The sequence below is a fragment of the Streptomyces sp. NBC_01460 genome (assembly GCF_036227405.1).
Classification (GTDB): Bacteria; Actinomycetota; Actinomycetes; order Streptomycetales; family Streptomycetaceae; genus Streptomyces.
The window spans coordinates 6589333-6608716 of sequence record NZ_CP109473.1; the positions used below are offsets into that span (position 1 = coordinate 6589333).

General features: G+C 69.9%; 14 protein-coding genes. 4 read left to right on the forward strand and 10 right to left on the reverse strand.

Annotation, left to right across the window (positions count from 1 at the left end; translation table 11 throughout):
* The first annotated feature begins 107 nt into the window (after positions 1-107).
* Positions 108-1841 (forward strand): LCP family protein, encoded by a 1734-nt coding sequence (locus OG488_RS29720; protein ID WP_329234170.1) that lies wholly within the window; start codon positions 108-110, stop codon positions 1839-1841.
* Positions 1842-1938: 97 nt separating this feature from the next.
* Here the strand turns inward: OG488_RS29720 and OG488_RS29725 are convergent, their stop codons facing one another.
* The 4 genes from OG488_RS29725 to OG488_RS29740 all read right to left on the reverse strand — a co-directional run bounded on the left by OG488_RS29725 (position 1939) and on the right by OG488_RS29740 (position 9010).
* Positions 1939-2586, reverse strand: a complete 648-nt coding sequence (locus OG488_RS29725; RefSeq protein ID WP_329234172.1) for a class F sortase — start codon at positions 2584-2586, stop codon at positions 1939-1941.
* Between the two features lie 52 nt (positions 2587-2638).
* Positions 2639-3364 carry a hypothetical protein gene (locus OG488_RS29730; protein ID WP_329234174.1) on the reverse strand — a complete coding sequence of 242 codons (726 nt, stop codon included), beginning with the start codon at positions 3362-3364 and terminating at the stop codon, positions 2639-2641.
* Between the two features lie 245 nt (positions 3365-3609).
* Positions 3610-5082, reverse strand: coding sequence for a hypothetical protein (locus OG488_RS29735; RefSeq protein WP_329234176.1), 1473 nt, complete (start codon positions 5080-5082; stop codon positions 3610-3612).
* Positions 5083-5161: 79 nt separating this feature from the next.
* Positions 5162-9010, reverse strand: a complete 3849-nt coding sequence (locus OG488_RS29740; RefSeq protein WP_329234178.1) for a GH92 family glycosyl hydrolase — start codon at positions 9008-9010, stop codon at positions 5162-5164.
* Between the two features lie 492 nt (positions 9011-9502).
* On the opposite strand from OG488_RS29740, the gene ngcE reads away from it, so the two are divergent.
* The 3 genes from ngcE (at position 9503) to OG488_RS29755 (ending at position 12940) form a co-directional block, all read left to right on the forward strand.
* Complete coding sequence (gene ngcE, locus OG488_RS29745; protein WP_329234180.1) at positions 9503-10951, forward strand: N-acetylglucosamine/diacetylchitobiose ABC transporter substrate-binding protein; 1449 nt, start codon at positions 9503-9505, stop codon at positions 10949-10951.
* A 50-nt stretch (positions 10952-11001) separates the two neighbouring features.
* Complete coding sequence (locus tag OG488_RS29750; protein ID WP_329234182.1) at positions 11002-11925, forward strand: carbohydrate ABC transporter permease; 924 nt, start codon at positions 11002-11004, stop codon at positions 11923-11925.
* 97 nt (positions 11926-12022) lie between these two features.
* Positions 12023-12940: a carbohydrate ABC transporter permease gene (locus tag OG488_RS29755; protein WP_329234184.1), complete on the forward strand. Its 918-nt coding sequence runs from the start codon at positions 12023-12025 to the stop codon at positions 12938-12940.
* 75 nt (positions 12941-13015) lie between these two features.
* Here the strand turns inward: OG488_RS29755 and OG488_RS29760 are convergent, their stop codons facing one another.
* The 6 genes from OG488_RS29760 to OG488_RS29785 all read right to left on the reverse strand — a co-directional run bounded on the left by OG488_RS29760 (position 13016) and on the right by OG488_RS29785 (position 18688).
* Positions 13016-13738 carry a GPR1/FUN34/YaaH family transporter gene (locus OG488_RS29760; protein WP_329234186.1) on the reverse strand — a complete coding sequence of 241 codons (723 nt, stop codon included), beginning with the start codon at positions 13736-13738 and terminating at the stop codon, positions 13016-13018.
* 17 nt (positions 13739-13755) lie between these two features.
* Positions 13756-15642, reverse strand: a complete 1887-nt coding sequence (locus OG488_RS29765; RefSeq protein ID WP_329234188.1) for an amidohydrolase — start codon at positions 15640-15642, stop codon at positions 13756-13758.
* Entirely contained in the window at positions 15639-16592 is a 954-nt protein-coding gene (locus tag OG488_RS29770) for an alpha/beta hydrolase (RefSeq protein ID WP_329234190.1), read from the reverse strand. Before OG488_RS29770 ends, OG488_RS29765 begins: the two co-directional genes overlap by 4 nt.
* A 192-nt stretch (positions 16593-16784) precedes the next feature.
* A complete protein-coding gene (locus OG488_RS29775) occupies positions 16785-17372 on the reverse strand; it encodes a Dps family protein (RefSeq protein WP_329234192.1) in 588 nt (195 codons plus the stop codon).
* A gap of 117 nt (positions 17373-17489) precedes the next feature.
* On the reverse strand, positions 17490-18020 hold the full coding sequence (locus OG488_RS29780; protein WP_329234194.1) for a DoxX family membrane protein: 531 nt from the start codon (positions 18018-18020) through the stop codon (positions 17490-17492).
* Between the two features lie 5 nt (positions 18021-18025).
* Positions 18026-18688 (reverse strand): hydrolase, encoded by a 663-nt coding sequence (locus tag OG488_RS29785; protein ID WP_329234198.1) that lies wholly within the window; start codon positions 18686-18688, stop codon positions 18026-18028.
* Between the last annotated feature and the right edge of the window lie 696 nt (positions 18689-19384).

A 19384-nucleotide genomic window follows, 5' to 3' on the forward strand; every position in this document is an offset into this window, starting at 1 on the left:
GCGCCTCCGGCATCGTGTGGAAGCCGTTGCGCGTCCCCTTGCCCCGGTAGCATGACGCGTCGAACAACCAGGCGAATCGTGTGGCACCTGACGGAGGGCCGGGAAGCATGGACGCGCAGACTCAGGGAGGTTCGGACGGGATCGACCCCGCGGACCAGTGGGTGCTCAACCCCGACACCGGTACGTACGAACTGCGCCCGGACGGTCCTCCCGCCCCACGTTCTCGCAGCGGGCTCCGCCCCGAAGCCCCCTTCGCTTCCGCTTCCGCGTCCGGTGACGGTGGCGGCGACCGCACCGCCGCCCCCGCCACCGCTCCGGCCCGCGTCCCCCGGCAGCGCGGCCGCCGCGACGCGCCCGCTCCGGGCGCCGCATCCGCGCCCAGCCGGCGCAAGCGAAGAAGAGGGGCCCGCAAGAAGGTGCTGCTGTGGACAGGGGGCACCCTCGCGACGGTCCTCGTGGGTACGTCGGCGTACGCGTACTACTGGTACGAGCGCCTCGACGGGAACATCAGCACCGTCGACGTCGGCGACGTGGGGAGTGACAGTGTCCTTACGGACGGGCCGGTCAACATCCTGATCATCGGTAACGACGTACGCGTCGGCAAGGGCAACGAGGCCTACGGGAACCGGACCAACGTCACCGGCCACGCCGACACCACCCTCCTGTTCCACATAGCCGAGGACCGCTCCAACGCCACCGTGGTGAGCATCCCCAGGGACCTCATGATCAGCATCCCGGACTGTGGGACCCGGCAGTCCGACGGCTCGACCAAGGTGATCGCGGGCTCGGAGATCCCCACCAGGTTCAACGAGTCCTTCGGGGTGAAGGGCCGGGATCCGGGCTGCACCATGCGGACGGTCGAGGGCATCACGGACCTCGAGGTCGACCACTTCATGATGTTCGACTTCAACGCGGTCAAGACGCTGTCCACCGCGGTCGGCGGCGTCAAGGTGTGTCTCAAGGCGCCCATCAAGGACCTCGACGGAGGGACCGATCTCGACCTGCCGGCCGGAGAGAGCAGGATCGCGGGCGAGGACGCGCTGTCGTTCCTCCGGAACCGGCACGGTCTCAAGAACGAGAGCGACCTCGACCGGATCGAGATGCAGCAGCAGTTCGTCGCGTCGATGATGCGGCAGCTGAAGGAGGACACGCTGAGCAGTCCCGGCAAGATGCTCGATGTCGCCGAGGCCGCCACCAACGCCCTCACCGTGGACAAGGGGATAGGCAGCGCGGGAAAGCTCGTCACCCTCGCCAGGGAGCTCGGCAAGATCGACCTGAAGAACATCACCTTGATGACGGTGCCGGTGATCGACAACCCGGCCGAGCCCACGCCCGTCACCGTCGTCCTGAACCCGGTCGAGGCGCCGAAGCTCTTCAGCATGATGCAGGGCGACGTGTCCTTCACCGAGGTGAAGAAGAAGCAGAAGGCGGCCAAGGACAAGCAGGCCGCGCTGCTGGAAGGTCCCCGGGCGGAGGCCTCCGCCGTGCGCGTCGACCTCACCAACGGCGGCGCGCCGCGCGGATCGGCGAGTGCCGTCCTGGAGTGGCTGCAGAACGCGAAGGGCGTGTCGAAGTCCAGCAACACCGGCAACGCTCCGGAGAAGGCGGCCAGGACGACGCTCGAGTACGCGCCGAACCAGGCGGACCAGGCGCGGGAGCTCGCGGACCTCATGGGCCTGCCCGCCTCGGCGCTGAAGCCCGGTACGAAGGACGCCGCCGGGACGGAGCCGATGAGGCTCGTCCTCGGTGCGGACTTCAAGGAGGCCGGCACCCCTGTCGCCGCGCCCACGAAGGTGGACGTCAAGCAGTCCCGGGCCGACGAGGGCGAGTGCGCCCGGTGAACACCCCTGGAGTGCGGCCCCATGCGCCCCCGGGCAAGGCGAACGGCCGGTACCTCGCCCCCGAGGTACCGGCCGGTTCCGTGTGGCGTGCCCCGGATCAGGCCGCCTTCTTCAGTGAGGTGAGGTGGGCGAAGACGACGACGTTGGCGGAGTACCCGCCCTTCTTGTCGAAGCGTCCACCGCACGTCAGGAGTCTGAGCTCCGGTCGCCCGGTCGCCCCGTACACCTTCTCGTCGGGGAACTTGTCCTTCGTGTAGGTCTTCACCTCGTCGACGGTGAAGACCGCGGTCCGCCGGTCCGCCCGGGTGACCTTGACGGTGTCACCCCGGCGCAGGACGTTGAGATTGAGGAAGATCGCCGGGCCCGTCGCGGTGTCCCGGTGGCCGACGAGCAGGGACGTTCCCGCTTCCCCGGGGGACGGTCCCTTCGCGTACCACCCCACCAGCTTGGGCTTGCTCAGCGGTGGGGCGCCGAGCCGGCCCTTCTTGTCGAGGCCGAGGCCGGTGACGGGAGCCTCGATGAAGATGGCCGGGACGGCGACCTTCACCGGACGGGAATGCACCAGCGGGGCGTGCGAGGCAGGCACCTTCTTCTGAGGCCTGTGCGGTGCACGCCGGAAGGGCGGTGCCCCGCCGCCCGCGGCGTCGCTGCCGCGGGCGGCGGTGACCGGCGAGGCGTCCTCGGACGAATCCGAGCTCGCCCACACGATGCCGGTCACCAGCGAGAAGGTCACGCAGAGGGTCATCGTGAGCCGGCATGCCCGGCTCGGACCCCGTCGTCGCCGTCGGCCGCGCGTGTCAGGCCTCGTTGCGGGCACGACGACGTGCGGAACGACGCACCACGATCAGCCCGGCGATTCCGGCGGCACCCGCGACCACGGCGGCCGAGGTCCCGATGCCCGAACCGCTCTCGGAGCTGACGCCCTCCATCTCCGGGACTCCGCCGCCGCCCGCGGGGACCGCGCCGGACGGCTTGTCGTAGATCTCGGCGGTGGCCTTCTCGCTGCTCTTCTCGGCGCTCTTGTCCGCCTGGGTGCCCGCCTCGGACGACTCCCGGCCGCCGGCCTCCTCGCGGTTGCCGTTCTGGCCTCCGCCCTGGCCTCCGCCCTGGCCGGGACGCGAGCAGTCGACCTCGAAGCTCTTCTGCTTCGGGACGGGCCCGGCGGTCCAGGTCAGCTGGTACGTGCCCTCAGGGAGCAGGTACTCCTGGCTGCGGGCCTTGCCCTCGACGAGCGGGAGGGTGTTCGTCAGCGTGTTCCCCGGGGGGCGCTCGGTGATCGTCCACACGAGCTGGGGGAGCTCCCCGAAGTTGTTGGCCACGAGGACGAACTGGCAGACCTCCACGCCGTTGCGGTCACCGCGCGAGTGCCAGCTGACGGAACGGATGTCGATGTCGCCGCTCTCGCCGATGGCGAGCGCGGCCGGGGCTCCGGCCACCAGGGCGGCGCCCGCGACGGCGACCGCGGCAGCCACCTTGGTGCCCGTACGGACACTGCGGGAGCGGAGGGAAGCGGAAATGCGCATGGAGGGCTCCTTCAAGCCGGGATGATTGTCGTACTGATCACCTGATCGCCTAAGGGATGCCATGGATCTTCAGAAGAGTGTGTCGGGACACCGCAAAAACGCGCAAAAGTACCCTGACTAGCCGATAGCGGTCACCAGGGCGGCGGGGGCGGACGCCTCCCGAGGGCGGGAGAAAGCGCGACGGGCCATCCCCACGTGCGGGTGGGTGGCCCGTCAGTCGCCTGGGGGCCGGGTGGGCCGGGCTCTCAGCCGGCCCTTCCCCGCCGTTGCCGGAGTCGTCGCCGGCCCACGGTCACCAGCGCGACCGCGGCTCCGACCGCCACGGCGATCGCGGCCCAGGCCGTCGGGCGCGTGAGGGACCGGTAGGCCGGTGCGGGCGATGCCTCCAGCGGGATGACGGCCGTGTCGTTGCCGGGCGTGCGGTCGTACGGCTGGTACGTCCGGATGGTGCCCCGCGCGCCCGCGACCTGCCGGTCGATGCGGACGCGGAACACGATGTCCGCCGTCCCGTTCTGGGCGAAGGCCTCACCGCCGAGGTCGCAGACGAAGGCTCCGCCGGGGCTCTCCGGCCGCGCGCACCCCCATGTGTGGTCCGCCTCCTCGAAGGCGTACGGAATGGAGGTGACCGTGGTGCCCTCGGGCGGGACCACCTCGAAGCGGCCCTTCACCTCCTCGCCCTCCAGCTGTCCGGGGCCCAGGTCACGCGCCCCCAGCCGCACCTCCACCGTGTCGCCGACGCGTCCCCGGACGGTCCCGGTGACCGGCCTGTAGTCGGCCTGGACCGTGGTTTCCACCTCCACGGTGCCGTTGACGGCGTCGAAGCCACCATCCTTCGTGCGGACCAGGGCCACCGGGGCGCCCGTACCGCGCACCGTGTGGCCGGCGGGCCTCTCCGGCGAGGCCGACCAGCTGTAGGAGAGCGTGCCGGAGAGCTCCTCCCCGGCCGCGACGTACGCGAGGGGTGTGCCGGTCCGGTACGCGGTGCCCGGTGCGGCCTTCGTGGGGAACACGCACCACGCCGACGTGGGCGGGGCGCCCGCGTAGGAGCAGTTGCTGTGACGGGCCCGCAGCGTGAGGCCGCCGCTCGCGCCGAGGTGCAGGGCCACGCCCCGGCCGGCGGCGAACCGTGTGTGGTTGGCGAACTCCGGTGTCACCGGGGCGGGTCGGCCCGGCTCCACCCCGCTCACCTTCACGTCCTTGCCGGGGGCGCCCAGGGTCGGCCCGCCGACGACCATGCGGGTGGTGCCGGTGACGGGCGCCGCGTTGGCGGCGCGCGCCGTGTAGGTGACCGTGCCGCTGTCTCCCGGCTCGACACCGTCCACCCCGACGATGCGGAAGGGGGCGTTGCTCTCGCCGTCGTTCCGCAGGGTGCCGTAGTCGCAGGTGAACACCCAGCCCTTGCCCGAGCAGTTGCCGTAACCGCCCGGGACGACGCGGGCGACGCCCTTCAGCCCCGAGGCGTCGACGGTGACCGTGATGTCCCGGGCAGGTTCCGTGTTCCCCGGGACGACGGCGACGGGCACCTGGAAGTCCTCGTTCGTCCCCTCGGTGCCCTCGTCCGCGGCGTACATGACCATGGTGCGCGGGACGTCCTCAAGGGTCAGCGCGACCCTGCCCGAGGCGGTGGCCGGAGCCGGTGCGAGCAGCAGGGCGAGCACGGTCGCGAGGCTCGCGGTCACTGCCGCCGCGCGTCCGGGGATCCGTATCCGTGGGGGCATGCGGAGCACTATGCCACCGGGGGCGGCCACCCGTCCGTGCGGGTGGCCGCCCCCGGCCGTCTCAACTCCGGTCAGGTGTTCAGGAGATCAGCTCGATCTCCGCCAGCGTCGCCGCCGACGTGCTCACCAGCCGGTACTTCGCGTACGCCTTGGGCGCCTGCACCGAGAAGACCCGGGTCTGCTTGTCCCAGGCGAACGTCTGGCCGGACCGCTTGTCGAGGTCCTTCCAGGCCGTGCCGTCCGTCGATCCCTGCAGCACCCAGCCCGTGGGGGCCTTGTCCGCCGTGGCCGAGGTCAGCGTGTACTGGACCGCCTTCGTGCCCGCGGCTGCCGGCAGCTCCACCGACTCGACCGTGGCCGAGGTCGCCGAGGTGTTGTCGTACAGCGCGCCGTCACCCTTGAGCACGTCGCCCCTGGGCGCCGGCACCTTGTCGTCCTGGGTGAGGGAGACGGGGGCCGCGTCCTTGCCGGTGCCCCACGCCGAGGGCTCGGAGCCCATGTCGAACTCCAGCACGCCGCCCTTGGCCAGCAGGTCGTGCGGCAGCGACGTGGAGGTCCACTTCTTGCCGTTGACCTTCAGGCCCTGGACGTAGATGTTCGTGGAGCTGTTCTTCGGCGCCTTGACGACGAGGTCACGGCCGTTCTCCAGGTGCACCGTCGTCTTCGTGAAGAGCGGCGAGCCGATGGCGTACTCCCCGCTGCCCATGACCAGCGGGTAGAAGCCGAGCGAGGAGAAGAGGAACCAGGCCGACTGCTCGCCGTTGTCCTCGTCGCCGTGGTAGCCCTGGCCGATCTCGCTGCCCGTGTACAGGCGGCCGAGGACCTCGCGGACCTTCTCCTGCGTCTTCCAGGGCTGCGAGGCCGCGTCGTACATGTAGGTGGCGTGGTGCGCGACCTGGTTGCTGTGGCCGTACTGGCCCATCCGCACGTCGCGTGCCTCGGTCATCTCGTGGATCACTCCGCCGTACGAGCCGGTGAACTCCTTGCCGGCCGTCTCCGGCGTCGAGAAGTAGGTGTCCAGCTTCTTCGCCAGGCCGTCACGCCCGCCGTAGAGGTTGGCCAGGCCCCGGCTGTCCTGCGGGGCGGTGAAGGCGTAGCCCCAGCCGTTGGTCTCCGTGTAGTCGTAGCCCCAGACACGGGGGTCGAACTGGTCCGAGGGAAGGCGCCAGTCACCGTTCGGCTTCTTGCCCTGGAAGAAGCCGGCCTTGTCGTCGAAGAGCTTGACGTAGTTCTGCGCGCGGTTGAGGAAGTACGCGGCCTCCTCCTTGTAGCGCTGCTTCTTCGTCTTCTTGTAGAGGGCCTGGCCCATCTGCGCGATGCCGTAGTCGTTGAGGTAGCCCTCCAGCGACCAGGAGAGACCCTCGTGCGTCTCGGTGTTCGCGTAGCCGGTGAAGACCGAGGTCTCCATGCCCTTGCGTCCCACGCCCGAGGAGGGCGGGGTCACCGTGGCGTTCTTGACCGCCGCGTCGTAGGCCGCCTCGGCGTCGAAGTCGACGCCCTTGACGTAGGCGTCGGCGAAGGCGACGTCGGAGCTGGTGCCGGTCATCAGGTCGGAGTAGCCGGGGGAGGACCAGCGCGAGATCCAGCCACCGTCCTTGTACTGCTGGACGAAGCCGTCGACCATCTTCCCGGCCTGCTTCGGGCTGAGGAAGGAGTACGCCGGCCAGGTCGTCCGGTAGGTGTCCCAGAAGCCGTTGTTGACGTAGACCTCACCCTTGACGATCTTCGCGCCGGTGTGGGTCGGGGTGTCCGTACCCGTCTGCGGCGAGAAGGGGCTCGCGTAGGTGCTCTTCCCGTCGACCTGCTCGAAGCCGGAGTTCGGGTAGAGGTAGAGCCGGTAGAGGCTGGAGTAGAGCGTGGTCAGCTGGTCGGCGTTCGCGCCCTCGACCTCGACCTTGCCGAGGATCTTGTCCCAGGCCTTCTGCGCGTTCCTCTCCACCGTGTCGAAGGAGGTCTTCGCGGGCAGCTCCATGGCGAGGTTCTTCTTCGCCTGGTCGACGCTGATCAGCGAGGTGGCCAGGCGCAGGTTCACCGTCCGGTCCTTGCCCGCGTCGAAGCGGAAGAAGCCGGTCACGTCGTCACCGCCGCCGCCCTTCAGCTTGCCGCTGTCGGTGACCGGTGCGTCGAAGGAGCCGTATACGAAGAGCCGGGTGGCGCCGGTGGAGCCGCCGCTCTTCACGTCGGAGTAGCCGGTGAACGAGCCGGTCTTCGGGTCGAGGGTGAGACCGCCGTCGTTGGAGACGTTGTCGAAGACGAGGCTCGCGTCGTCACCGGGGTAGGTGAAGCGCATCCGTGCCGCGTGGTCGGTCGGCGCCATCTCGGCCTTGAGGCCGTTCTCGAACGTCACCCCGTAGTAGTGCGGCGTCGCCGTCTCGTTCTCGTGGCGGAACGGCAGCGCACGGGCCGTGCGGGAGGCGTCCGGGGTGCCGGAGGCCGCCGACGGCATCATCTGGAAGGTCTGGCGGTCCCCCATCCAGGGGCTCGGCTCGTGGCTCGCGCCGAAGGCCTGCAGGGTGGGCAGGTTGTCCTCGTTGTTGCCCCGGGAGTAGTCGTACAGCCAGCTCGTGGAGCCCGCGTTGGTGACCGGCGTCCAGAAGTTGAAGCCGTGCGGCACCGCGGTCGCGGGGAAGGTGTTGCCGCGCGAGAAGCCGCCGCTGGAGTTGGTGCCGCGGACGGTCGACGCGTAGTCCGAGAGGTGCGCCTTGCGCTTCTCGGGGGCCTTCGGGGCGATCGCGATGTCGTCGATCCACCCCTGGAACTTCGAGGGGCCCTTGGGGGAGTCGTACGCCACCAGGATGCGGTCGACGGTCTTGCCGGCGGCGACCGAGCCGATCCGCGAGGCGACCTTGTTCCACTGGTTCACGTACAGCCGCTTGGCGTCGGCCTGGCCCTGCGGGGTGAGCAGTCCGCCGTGGCTGTCGGTGGCCTTCAGCTCGCTCAGGTAGGTCCCGTCGGTGAAGGCCAGGTCCACCGCCACGTGGGTCGCGGGGTAGGCGAGGTCCGTCTCGCCCATCTGCGGGTAGACCAGGTAGGACAGCTGGGTGTCCTTCGTGATCGCCGTGTCGACGTCGAAGACCTTGTTGTACGAGTAGGCGTGGCCTTCGGACTTGTGCGTACCCGCGTAGCGCAGCGCCTTCTTCCCGGTGAACCCGGCGCCCTGCTTGGCCGTCGGGGACCCCGAAGGGCCCCGGTCGGGCTGGGTGCGCATGTCGTCGGGCGCGGGGGTGGAGGTGTCGCCGTTCGAGAACTGGACGTCGGCGAGCTGGATCGCGTCGGACGCGCCGTTGTTCTTCGTGATCTCCAGCCGGAAGTGCTGGTAGGCGGTGCCCGTGGTGAAGTCGAACGACTTGGTCTGGTGGCGCTCGGAGAAGGCCTGGCCCGTGCGGGTGTCGAGGTCCGTCCAGGTCTTGCCGTCGGCGGAGCCCTTCAGGGTCCAGTCCTTGGGGTCCCGCTCGTCGTGGTCGTTGGCCGACGTCAGGGCGTAGGTCACGACCTTGGTGGGCTCGGCGAGGTCGAACTCGACCCAGCCCGTGGCCTGGAAGGCCAGCCACTTGGAGCCGGGCTCCACGTCGACCAGGTTCTCCTTGCCCTCGCCGCCGCCGGAGTTCTCGCTGCTGGCGCGGACGTCCGTGACCTGGTCGGTGACGTTGCCGGGTATTCCGTCGGCGAAGCCACCGTCGATGCCCGACGCCCGCTTCTTCCCGTCGGCGTCCTCCTCGACGGTGCTGCGCCAGTCCGGCTGCTTCTGGTCGGCCTCGAAGGAGGAGCTGAACGAGGTGTCGCCGGACGGCTTCCGCGCCGCGCCGGACGGCTGGGCGAGGGCCGCGGTGGGGGCCGCCAGGGCCATGACGAGAGAGGCCGCGAGGACCGCGGCGGAGCGGTTGTGTCTGTGGCGCGAGCCGTGCTGGGGACCACGTAGGGGCTGCATACGGAGCCGTTCCTCCCGGGGACATGCTCTGGACAACGTTGTCATTGTGGGGCGCGGGTACCAGTAGGGAGCCAAGTGACTGGATGTGTCAAGGGTGTTGCACGGGGTCGACGCCGGTGATTCGACCGTATTGCGGAATACGCCGTTTCCGTGCGGAGGCACGCGGTGCCGAGGTGACCGGGAGGTCTCAACTCGGGAAAGACTGCCGCTCAACCCTGCATTCGATCTTGCTCAGTTGGCGGCAAGTGGACTATACCTGTCGGCGTCTGCACAGCCGCTTCACAACGGCGCGCGGGCACGGGGGAGGGGGAACGGCTGTGGGCGCGCGAGCGTCTGCCGCACGGCCCCGCAACTCCTCCACTGCATCTGGAAATCCGGCACATTGCACGACCCAAGCGCAACTGACCGCGGTGGCGGGGCCCTTCGCCTAGGCGAATTCCTTACGGGTGACCGGTACACCGCCTGAGTCCTGGAGAAGGCGAGGACTTGAGCATGGGATCCACCTCAGGCCGCACGAACGAAGGCCTTGGCCGTCGCGATCTGATCAAGCGTTCTGCCGCACTCGGCCTGATCGCTGTTCCGACGATGAGCTTCCTGTCCGCCTGCGCGAGCAGTGACAGCGGAACTGACGAGAAGGTCGAAAAGGGCACCAAGAGCGCGAAGAACCCGCTCGGTGTCAATGAGACCGCCGCCCTCGAGGTGGTCATCTTCAACGGCGGCTTCGGCGAGCAGTACGCCATCGACGCCGAGAAGAAGTACAACGCGGCCTTCCCCAAGGCGCCGAAGGTCAAGCACGCCGCGACCGAGAAGATCCAGTCGACGCTGCAGCCGCGCTTCAACGGTGGCACCCCGCCGGACCTGATCGACAACTCGGGCGCCGAGCAGATGGACATGGGTGTCCTGGTCGGCAAGAAGCAGCTGCTCGACCTCACGCCCCTGATGGACGCCCCGTCCTACGACGACCCGGCGAAGAAGGTCCGCGACACGCTGCGCCCGGGTGTCCTGGAGATGGGCCAGTTCGACGGCGACCCGGTCTGGATCATGTACTACGCGTACACGGTCTACGGCGTCTGGTACTCCCAGACCAACCTGGAGAAGCTCGACGCGGCGTACCCGGAGACCTGGGACGACATGCTCGCGCTCTGCGCGAAGGCGAAGAAGAAGGGCATCGCCGGCTGGACGTACCCCGGCAAGTACCCGTACTACCTGCCGTTCTCGCTGTACCCCTTCATCGGCAAGATCGGTGGCCGCGAGGTCCTCGACAAGATCGACAACCTGGAGCCGAACGCCTGGAAGGACCCGGCCGTCAAGGCCGCCTTCGAGGCGTACTACGAGCTCTTCCAGAAGGGCTACATCCTCAAGGGCACGCCCGGTCTGACCCACATCCAGTCGCAGACCGAGTGGACCAAGGGCAAGGCGCTCTTCATCCCGAACGGCTCATGGGTGGAGAACGAGGCCGCGCCCACCACGCCCGAGGACTTCAAGATGATGGTCGGCGCGCCGTCCAGCCTCGACTCGTCCGACAAGCTGCCCTACGGCACCATCTGGGCGTCCGGAGGCGAGCCGTTCGTCGTGCCCGCGAAGGCGAAGAACCCCGAGGGGGGCATGGAGCAGCTGCGCATCATGCTCAGCGAGGAGTCCTCCAAGAACTTCACCAAGTCGGTGAAGTCCCTCAGCGCCTTCAACGGCGGCACCGACGGCCTCACGCTGTCCACCGCCATGCAGTCCGGTGTCGACGTGCTGAAGAAGGCCGGCGACAACGTGGTGAACCCGCGGCTGCAGGACTGGTACGTCAAGCTCCAGAAGGAACAGATCGGTATCGCCGGAATCGGCGAGATGATGGCCGGCCGCGCGACCCCGGCGGAGACCATCAAGAAGATCCAGGCCTTCGCGGACGCGGCGGCCAAGGACCAGTCCATCAAGCACTACAAGCACCAGTGAGCCACCGTCACCAGCGGCGGCACCCGCTCAGAAATCGGGGTCGTTAAACGATGCAGCACGGCAAGTACCGGTTCATCGTGGGGTTTCTCGTAGCCCCACTGGCGTTGTACGCCATCTTCGTCATCTGGCCCTTCGTCCAGTCGATCTACTACTCGTTCACGGACTGGACCGGTCTGAGCCCCGACTTCCAGATGGTCGGCTTCGACAACTACAGCCGGATGCTCGGCGACAACATCTTCTGGAAGTCCCTGCAGCACAGTGTGCTGCTCGCCCTGCTGCTGCCGCTGGTGACGCTGGGCCTCGCACTCTTCTTCGCCTTCATGCTCAATGTCGGCGGCCGTCGGCGGAAGAACGCCGCGATTTCCGGAGTGCGGGGCTCCTCCTTCTACAAGGTCGCCTACTTCTTCCCTCAGGTGCTGTCGATCGTGATCGTGGCCCTGCTGTTCCAGTTCGCGTTCAACCCGTCGTCCGGAATGCTGAACGAGACGCTGAAGGCGGTCGGACTCAAGAGCCTCCAGCCGGACTGGCTCGGCGATCCCGACCTGGCGCTGTACTGCGTGATGGTCGTGCTGATCTGGTCGACGGTCGGATTCTTCGTCGTCCTCTTCTCCGCCGGGATGGCGTCCATCCCGAAGGACTTCTACGAGGCCGCCCTGCTCGACGGGGCCAGCCGCATCACGACGTTCTTCAAGATCACACTGCCGCTGCTCTGGGACACCGTGCAGTCCGGCTGGGTCTACATGGGCATCCTGGCGCTCGGCGTGGAGGCCTTCACCGCCGTACAGGTCATGACGGTCGGACCGGGTGGTCCCGACTACTCCACCACCGTCCTGCCGCTGTACGTCTACCAGACGGCCTTCCGCGACGCCCAGGCCGGCTACGCGACCACCATCGGAGTCGGGCTGCTCATCGTCACCATGCTCTTCGCGGGCATCGTGATGCGCCTCGGCCGGCGCGAGCGGCTGGAGTTCTGATGCCGCTCTCCCCGAGGTTCCGCGACCGGACGGCCGGATGCGCGCAGATCAGTTCGGTCCCGGTGGCCGGCCCGACAGTTGTACGAGGTGAGCACACGTGAAGGTCACTGAGACTCCGCCCGCCGTCCCGGCCCCGCGCTCGCCGGTGACGAAGACGGACGCCCCGGCTGTCGAGGCGGCGAAGAGCAGCGAGGGCAAGGTCCTCAACGTCTTCTCGCACGGGGTGCTCATCATCTGGGCCGTGCTCGTCGTCATGCCGCTGCTCTGGGCGGTGATGGCGTCGTTCAAGACCGACGACTCCATCCTCTCGACCCCCTGGGCGCTGCCGGACAAGCTGCACTTCGAGAACTGGTCACGGGCCTGGAACCAGGCCCACATGAGCGACTACTTCCTGAACACCATCCTGGTGGTCGGAGGTTCACTCATCGGCACGCTGCTGCTGGGCTCGATGGCGGCGTACGTCCTGGCACGGTTCGACTTCCCCGGGAACCGCTTCATCTACTTCCTCTTCATCGGAGGGATGAGCTTCCCGATCATCCTGGCGCTGGTCCCGCTGTTCTTCGTCATGAACAACATGGGCCTGCTGAACTCGGTGCACGGGCTGATCCTGGTCTACATCGCCTACTCGCTCCCGTTCACCGTCTTCTTCCTCACCTCGTTCTTCCGGACGCTGCCGACCTCGATCGCGGAAGCGGCCATGCTCGACGGCGCCTCGCACACCCGGACGTTCTTCCAGGTGATGCTGCCGATGGCCAAGCCGGGCCTGATCAGCGTCGGCATCTTCAACTTCCTCGGGCAGTGGAACCAGTACATGCTGCCGACGGTGCTGAACACCGACCCGGAGGGCAAGGTGCTGTCCCAGGGTCTGGTCGAACTGGCCACCAGCCAGGGGTACAAGGGGGACTGGTCGGGTCTCTTCGCCGGGCTGGTCATGGCGATGCTGCCGGTGCTCCTCGCCTACATCGTCTTCCAGCGGCAGGTCGTCGCCGGTCTGACGGCGGGGGCGCTCAAGTAGGGAAGCCCGGAGCGTCCGCGGGACGTGCCGAAGGGGCGCTTCCGTCCGGCCGGACGGAAGCGCCCCTTCGGCGTCTCACAGCGTGCGCCGCACCCCTGCCTGGCGTTCCAGGTCGCGCAGCTGCACCGCGAGATCGCCCTCGACCGCGGTGTGGGCGGGGCCGCTGCGCCCGATGGGCAGGACCTCCTCGCTCCGCATGTCCTCCAGCATCAGGGCGAAGGCCGCGTACATCGCGACGATCGCCACGAGGAACCCGAAGCCCCCGGCCGTGTACCTGAGCCATTCGGCCCCGGTCAGCCCGGCGAGGCCGGTGGCCGCCCAGCGGGGCAGCGAGACGACCAGGACGAGCCAGAGGGCGCGCTTGGGCCGGGTCACGGCGACCATGAGCGCCCCGAAGCACAGGAACGCCAGGTTGAAGACGCCGAGAACCCGGGCTTCCCCGGCCACGCCCGTACCCATGACGAGGGCGTACGCCAGCCAGCTGCCGGCGAACGTGCCCATGAGGGTCGCCGCGATCACGTCCCGGGCGCCGAAGGCCAGGTGGCTCACCAGGAGCTGGAGGACGAAGGCGGGCAGCACGCACAGGGCGACGGCGGTGCGGTCCGCGGTGTCGAAGACCCCGAGCTGGAGGCAGGCCGTCATCACGGAGGCGATCGCCACCGTGAAGAAGCCCAGCGGCATCGGCGAGGCGATGGGGCGGAGGTTGATGCGCGTCATCGACCGGAGGTCCGCTTCGAAACGGCGGCCCGGGGACGCGTCCGGGCTCTGGTCCGGCCCGGCGGCGGGTGCGGTACTCATCTGATGGTTCCCTCGGGTCAGTGTGCGAAGCAGGGGTCGACGAAGGGCGGGGGGACAGGGGGCGTGTCGCCACGGGTGGCGCGCCACAGGCGGTGGTCCTCCGACTCGGCCACGGCCCCGGCCATGAGCAGGGCCTGGCGCGCTCCGGTGGAGGCGTATCCGCCGAAGTGGGCCACCGGGCTCCACGCGGGGCTGACCGGCGGGACGGCTTCGTCGAGCCCCTCGTACTCCGCGCTCGCGTGGACGATCCGTCCGCCGACGACGGTGAGCACGGATTCGATGGAGGGGATGGCGGCCTCGGGCACGGTCAGGAAGTCGTGCGACAGGATCGCGAGGTCACCGTAGAAGCCCTCCCGCAGGATGCCCTTGACGTCCTGCTCGCCCGTCAGCCGGGCACCACCCCGGGTGTAGAGGCCCAGGGCGGTCTCCCGGTCGATCAGCTCCCCGGCGGGCCGCAGCGCCGTGCCGCCGACGGTGCGGCCGCTCACCAGCCAGTGGAGCGCGACCCACGGGTTGTACGAGGACACACGTGTGGCGTCGGTTCCGGCGGCTACGGTCAGTCCCCGGTCGAGCATGGCCCGCACCGGCGGGGCGTGGGAGGCGGCCTCGGGCCCGTAGCGGTCGAGGAACGCCGAGCCCTGGAAGGACATGCGGTTCTGTACGGACACGGCGCCGCCCAGCGCCGCGATCCGGTCCAGGCTGTGCGCCGAGACCGTCTCCGCGTGGTCGAAGAGCCAGCGGTTGCCGTCGGGGAAGAGTCCCTCGGCCGCGAGCTTCTCGAAGACGGCCAGGTCGCGGCCGATGGTCTCGTCGTAGGTGGCGTGGAGCCGGAAGCCCCAGCCGTTCTCCATCAGCAGCCGTACCGCCTGCTCGAACTCCGCCTCGTACCCCTCGGCGAGTTCCGGGCGGGGCTCGGAGAAGTTCTCGAAGTCGGCCGCGGCCCAGACCAGGTTCTCGCCCGCGCCGTTGAGGCGGAGCCACTCGTCCCCGTCCTCGGGACGGACCGTCGCGGTCCAGCGTCTCAGGTCGGCGATCTCCTGCCCGGCGGTCTGCGGGAACAGGTGGTAGGCGATCCGCAGCGACAGTTCCCCCGACCTGGCCAGGTCGATGACGGTGGCGTAGTGGTCGGGGAAGTTCTGGAAGCCGCCGGCGGCGTCCACGGCCGAGGTCAGACCGAAGCGGTTGAGCTCGCGCAGGAAGTGCAGGGTCGATGTCCGCTTGTCGGCGTCGTCCAGGGCCGGCGCCTTGGCCAGGGTGGAGTACAGGACGAGGGCGCTCGGCGCCGCCAGCAGCACCCCGTTGGGTTGGCCGTCCCGCCCCCGCACGATCTGCCCGCCGCGAGGGTCCGGGGTCTCACGGGTGAACCCCGCGGCCCGTACGGCGGCCCTGTTCATCAGCGCGGACTGGTAGAGGTGCAGGACGAAGACGGGTGTGTCGGGTGCGGCGGCGTTCAGCTCCGCCACGGTCGGCATCCGGCGTTCGGTGAACTGCTCGGCGGTCCAGCCGCCCACGACGCGGATCCACTGCCCCGTCGGTGTGCGGCCGGCCTGCTCCCGCAGCATGGCCAGGGCCTGGCGGAGACTGCGTACGCCGTCCCAGCGCAGTTCGAGGACGTAGTTCAGGCCACCCCTGATGACGTGCAGGTGCGAGTCGTTGAGCCCGGGGATCACACGTCGGCCGAGCGCGTCGACGACCTCGGTCGCAGGGCCCACGAGCGCGGCGAGGTCGTGGTCGTCGCCGACGCCCACCACCCTGCCGTCGCGCAGGGCGACGGCCCGGGCCTCGGGGCGCGCGGGGTCGCCGGTGAACACCTTCGCGTTACGGACCAGGAGGTCCGCCGGCGGGTGTTCCGCATGCTCGGCGGGGAGTACGCCGGCGACGGGCATGCTCGTCGTGCCGGTCATGCCAGGGCCTTGCACAGGGTGTCGGCGGCGAGACCGATGGCGAGCTCCGCCGCCCGGGTCCCGCGCAGCGCGTTCAGCATGACGAAGTCGTGGATGGTCCCCTCGACGCGCAGGGCGGTCACCGGGACTCCCGCCGCCCGGAGCTTCGCCGCGTAGGCCTCGCCCTCGTCGCGCAGGACGTCGGCCTCGGCGGTGATCACCAGGGCGGGCGGCAGGCCGGCCAGTTCGTCGAGGGAGGCGCGCAGCGGTGAGGCGGTGATCCGCGCCCGCTCGGTCCCGTCGGTCGTGTACTGGTCCCAGAACCAGCGCATGGCGTCGCGGCGCAGGAAGTAGCCCTCGGCGAACCGCTCGTACGACTCGGTGTCGAAGGAGGCGTCGGTGACCGGGTAGAAGAGGACCTGGTGGGCGAAGCTGACGTCGCCGCGCTCCTTGGCCATCAGGGTGAGGGCGGCAGTCATGTTCCCGCCGACCGAGTCGCCGGCTACGGCGATCCGGCCTCCGTCGAGGCCCTTGAGGTGCCCCTCCCGGGTGATCCACCGGGCCACGCCGTAGTTCTGCTCGATGGCGACGGGGTAGCGGGCCTCGGGCGAGAGGTCGTACTCGGGGAAGACCACGGCCGCTCCGGTGGCGACCGTGAGCTCGCGTACGAGCCGGTCGTGGGTGTGGGCGTTGCCGAACACCCAGCCCGCGCCGTGGAGGTAGAGGATGACGGGGAGGGGGCCCGTGACACCGCGGGGGCGGACCAGCCGGGCGCGGACGTCCCCGGCGGGGCCCCCGTCGACGGTGATCCACTCCTCGTCGACGGCGGGCAGGTCGACACCCTCGTCGCTCTGGACGTCGTCCACGGCCTTGCGGCCGTCCGCCACGGGGATCTGGAAGAGGTACGGCGGCCGGGCCGTGGCATCGGCGAAGGCCTGGGCGGCGGGCTCGAGTACCGGGTGGTCGGACATGGCGGGGCTCTCCTTCGGAGGGAACACGGGGAACAGGGGGAACAACGGGTGGGAAGGCGGCGAGGCCGGTCCACTCAGGCGACGCCGGTCCGCTCAGCTGAGGCCGGCGAGCGGCGCGGCGTCGACATCGGCGGCGTGGGTCAGGATCGGACCGTGCGGGCCGCATCGGCGCCGGGACGGGTGTCGCGTCCGTCAGACGCGCACCAGGGGTGTGTCGACGAGGTGTTCGGCCAGGAACCAGACCTGTGCCTCACCGGTGCGGACGATCTGGGAGACGAGCAGGTCGTTGCTGCCTTCGTCGCCCTCGGCCGACAGCCGGGCCGCGGCGTCCCGGGCGTCGATCAGGATCCGCTCGTGCGCGTCGAGGAGACGCGAGAGCATGACGGGCACCTTCTCGACGCCGTCGGGCGGCCGGGGTACGGAGGTCAGCTCCGCGACGTGGCGTGGATCTCCGACAGCGACCCCGCCGAGGCTCTGGACCCGCTCGGCGAGCGCGTCCACGAGGGCCAGCTGCTCGTCGGCGTGCTTGTCCAGCATCAGGTGGAGTGAGTAGAAGGTGGCTCCGCGCATGAGCCAGTGGTGCTTCTTATAGAGCGAGTACAGGATCTGTGTGTCGGCGAGCACGCGGTTCAGCCGCTGACAGGCGTACATCCGGGTGTCGTGGCCGAGCCCGACCGGAAGCTGCTTGAGGGTTCCGAAAGGCTGGGTCTCCGCGCCCGTCTGATGCAGCAGAGGCTGGCCGGTGTCGTGCGGGAGCGTGGGGGCGGGGGCGGTCTGCATCGAGTGCTCCTGATCATGGACCGGCCGGGCGGCCGGCCCGGGGGTGTGGCGGGCCCGGGTGTCCGCGTGGAAAGGGGTGTACGCGGACGGACCGGGCCCGCGGCGTGCGTCCGGCGCTCAGCGCCGGAAGGCGGGCTCCGTCGCTGGGGCGGCGGGCTCCGTCGCCGGGCCGCGGTGCAGGACCAGCCGGGCGAGCAGCCCGCTGCCGACGCCCACCGCGAGGACCGGCGCCGCCCACCAGAGCGGATACGTCGCCAGGCCGAGCGGGGCGTCGAGCGACCATGTCCCGGGGCCGGTCGCGGACAGGGCGGCGGCGGTGACGATCAGGACGAGGGGGTACTCGTACCCGTCGTTCTGCACCCACAGGCCGTTGTGCCGTTTCACGGTGAGGGCGACGGTCATGACCCCGATCGTCCCGGCGGCGGCGAGCGGGGTGAGGAGCCCGGAGGCCAGCAGGAGGCCCGATCCGATCTGGCCGCCTCCTGCCGCGAGGGCGGTCAGGACCCCGCCGCGGAATCCGTCGGCGCGGAACTCCTCGGCCCCTCCGTCGAGTCCGTTGCCGCCGAGGTGCGAGCTGATCTTCTGGACGCCGTGCGCGGCGACGAGCAGGCCCACCAGCAGACGCAGGACCAGGATGCCGGTGTCCAAGGACGTCAGCCGGCCGCGTGGGCGCCGATGACGGCCTGCGCGTACACGACGCCCAGCCCGTACGCTCCGGCGTGCTCCTTGACGATCTCCATCACGGCGCCGTAGGTCTCCTGGCGCGCCCAGTCGCGCTGGAGCTCCAGAAGCACCTGCACCCAGGTCACGGGCACGGCGCCGGCGGCCAGCATCCGCTGCAGGGCGTGCTCGTGCGCGGCCGGACTGACCCCGGCGGAGGCGTCGGAGACCACGTAGACCTCGTAGCCCTGCTCCAGCGCGGACAGCGCCGGCAGGACGAGGCAGACCTCGGTCCACAGGCCCGCCAGGATGATCTTCCTGCGTCCCGTCGCCCTGACCGCCGCCACGAGCGCCTCGTCCTCCCACGCGTTCATGGAGGTGCGGTCGATGACGTCCGCCTCGGGGAAGACCTCGGCGAGCTGCGGCAGCAGCGGCCCGGAGAAGGACTCGGCGGCGACCGTGGTCAGGACGGCCGGCACCTCGAACGCCCGGGCCGCCTTCGCGAGCCCGACCGTGCTGTTGATGACCGCCGCGCGGTCGCCGCTCCCGGCACCGAAGAACATCTGCGGCTGGTGGTCCACGAAGAGCATGACCGAGTTCTCGGGCGTGAGCAGGTCTCCGCTCGGAGCAGCCTGCACCTGGGTGATGTCGAACACGGGGGTGTCCTCTCGGAACAGTCAGGGGTGGGCGCCGGCCGCAGGGCGCGGCCGGTCAGGGACTGAAGCTACGGCCGGGGAGACAGGCCGTTTTGACTTCCCGCGCACAGCCGCTGCACGACAGCGCACTACCGGTGAACTCCTTCGTTCGCGACGCCGGCGCCGCACGCGGCGAGTGGTGCGGCCGACGGGTTCCCGGACGGACAGCTGCTCGTGGACCTGCGGGGCACCCACGACTCGACGGGGCGCGCGCACCTGCTCGCGCGGATCCGGGCCCACATCGACGACCACCTCGCCGACCCCGGTCTGTCACCGGGCACCGTGGCGCGGGCGCACCACATCTCCGTGTGCTACCTGCACCGGCTCTTCGGGGCCGAGGGCATCACGGTGGCCCGTTTCATCAGGCAGCGGAGGCTGGACCGGTGCGCACGGGAGCCGGCGCGCGGCAGCCCGTCGCCTCGACGGTGTCCTCCATCGCCGGGCGGCGAGGGTCCGTCGACGCGGCCCACCTCAGCCGTACGTTCCGTGCCGTCCACGGCCGTTCCCCGGTGCAGTGGCGCGTTCTTCGCACGGCGACGGAGCCGCGCGTTCTTCGCACGGCGACGGAGCGGCAGGCCGTACAGCTCACCGGACCGGCCGGGCGGGACCGAGGACGCCGCACACGGTCCGGACCCGGCCGCTGGGGGCCGTACGCCG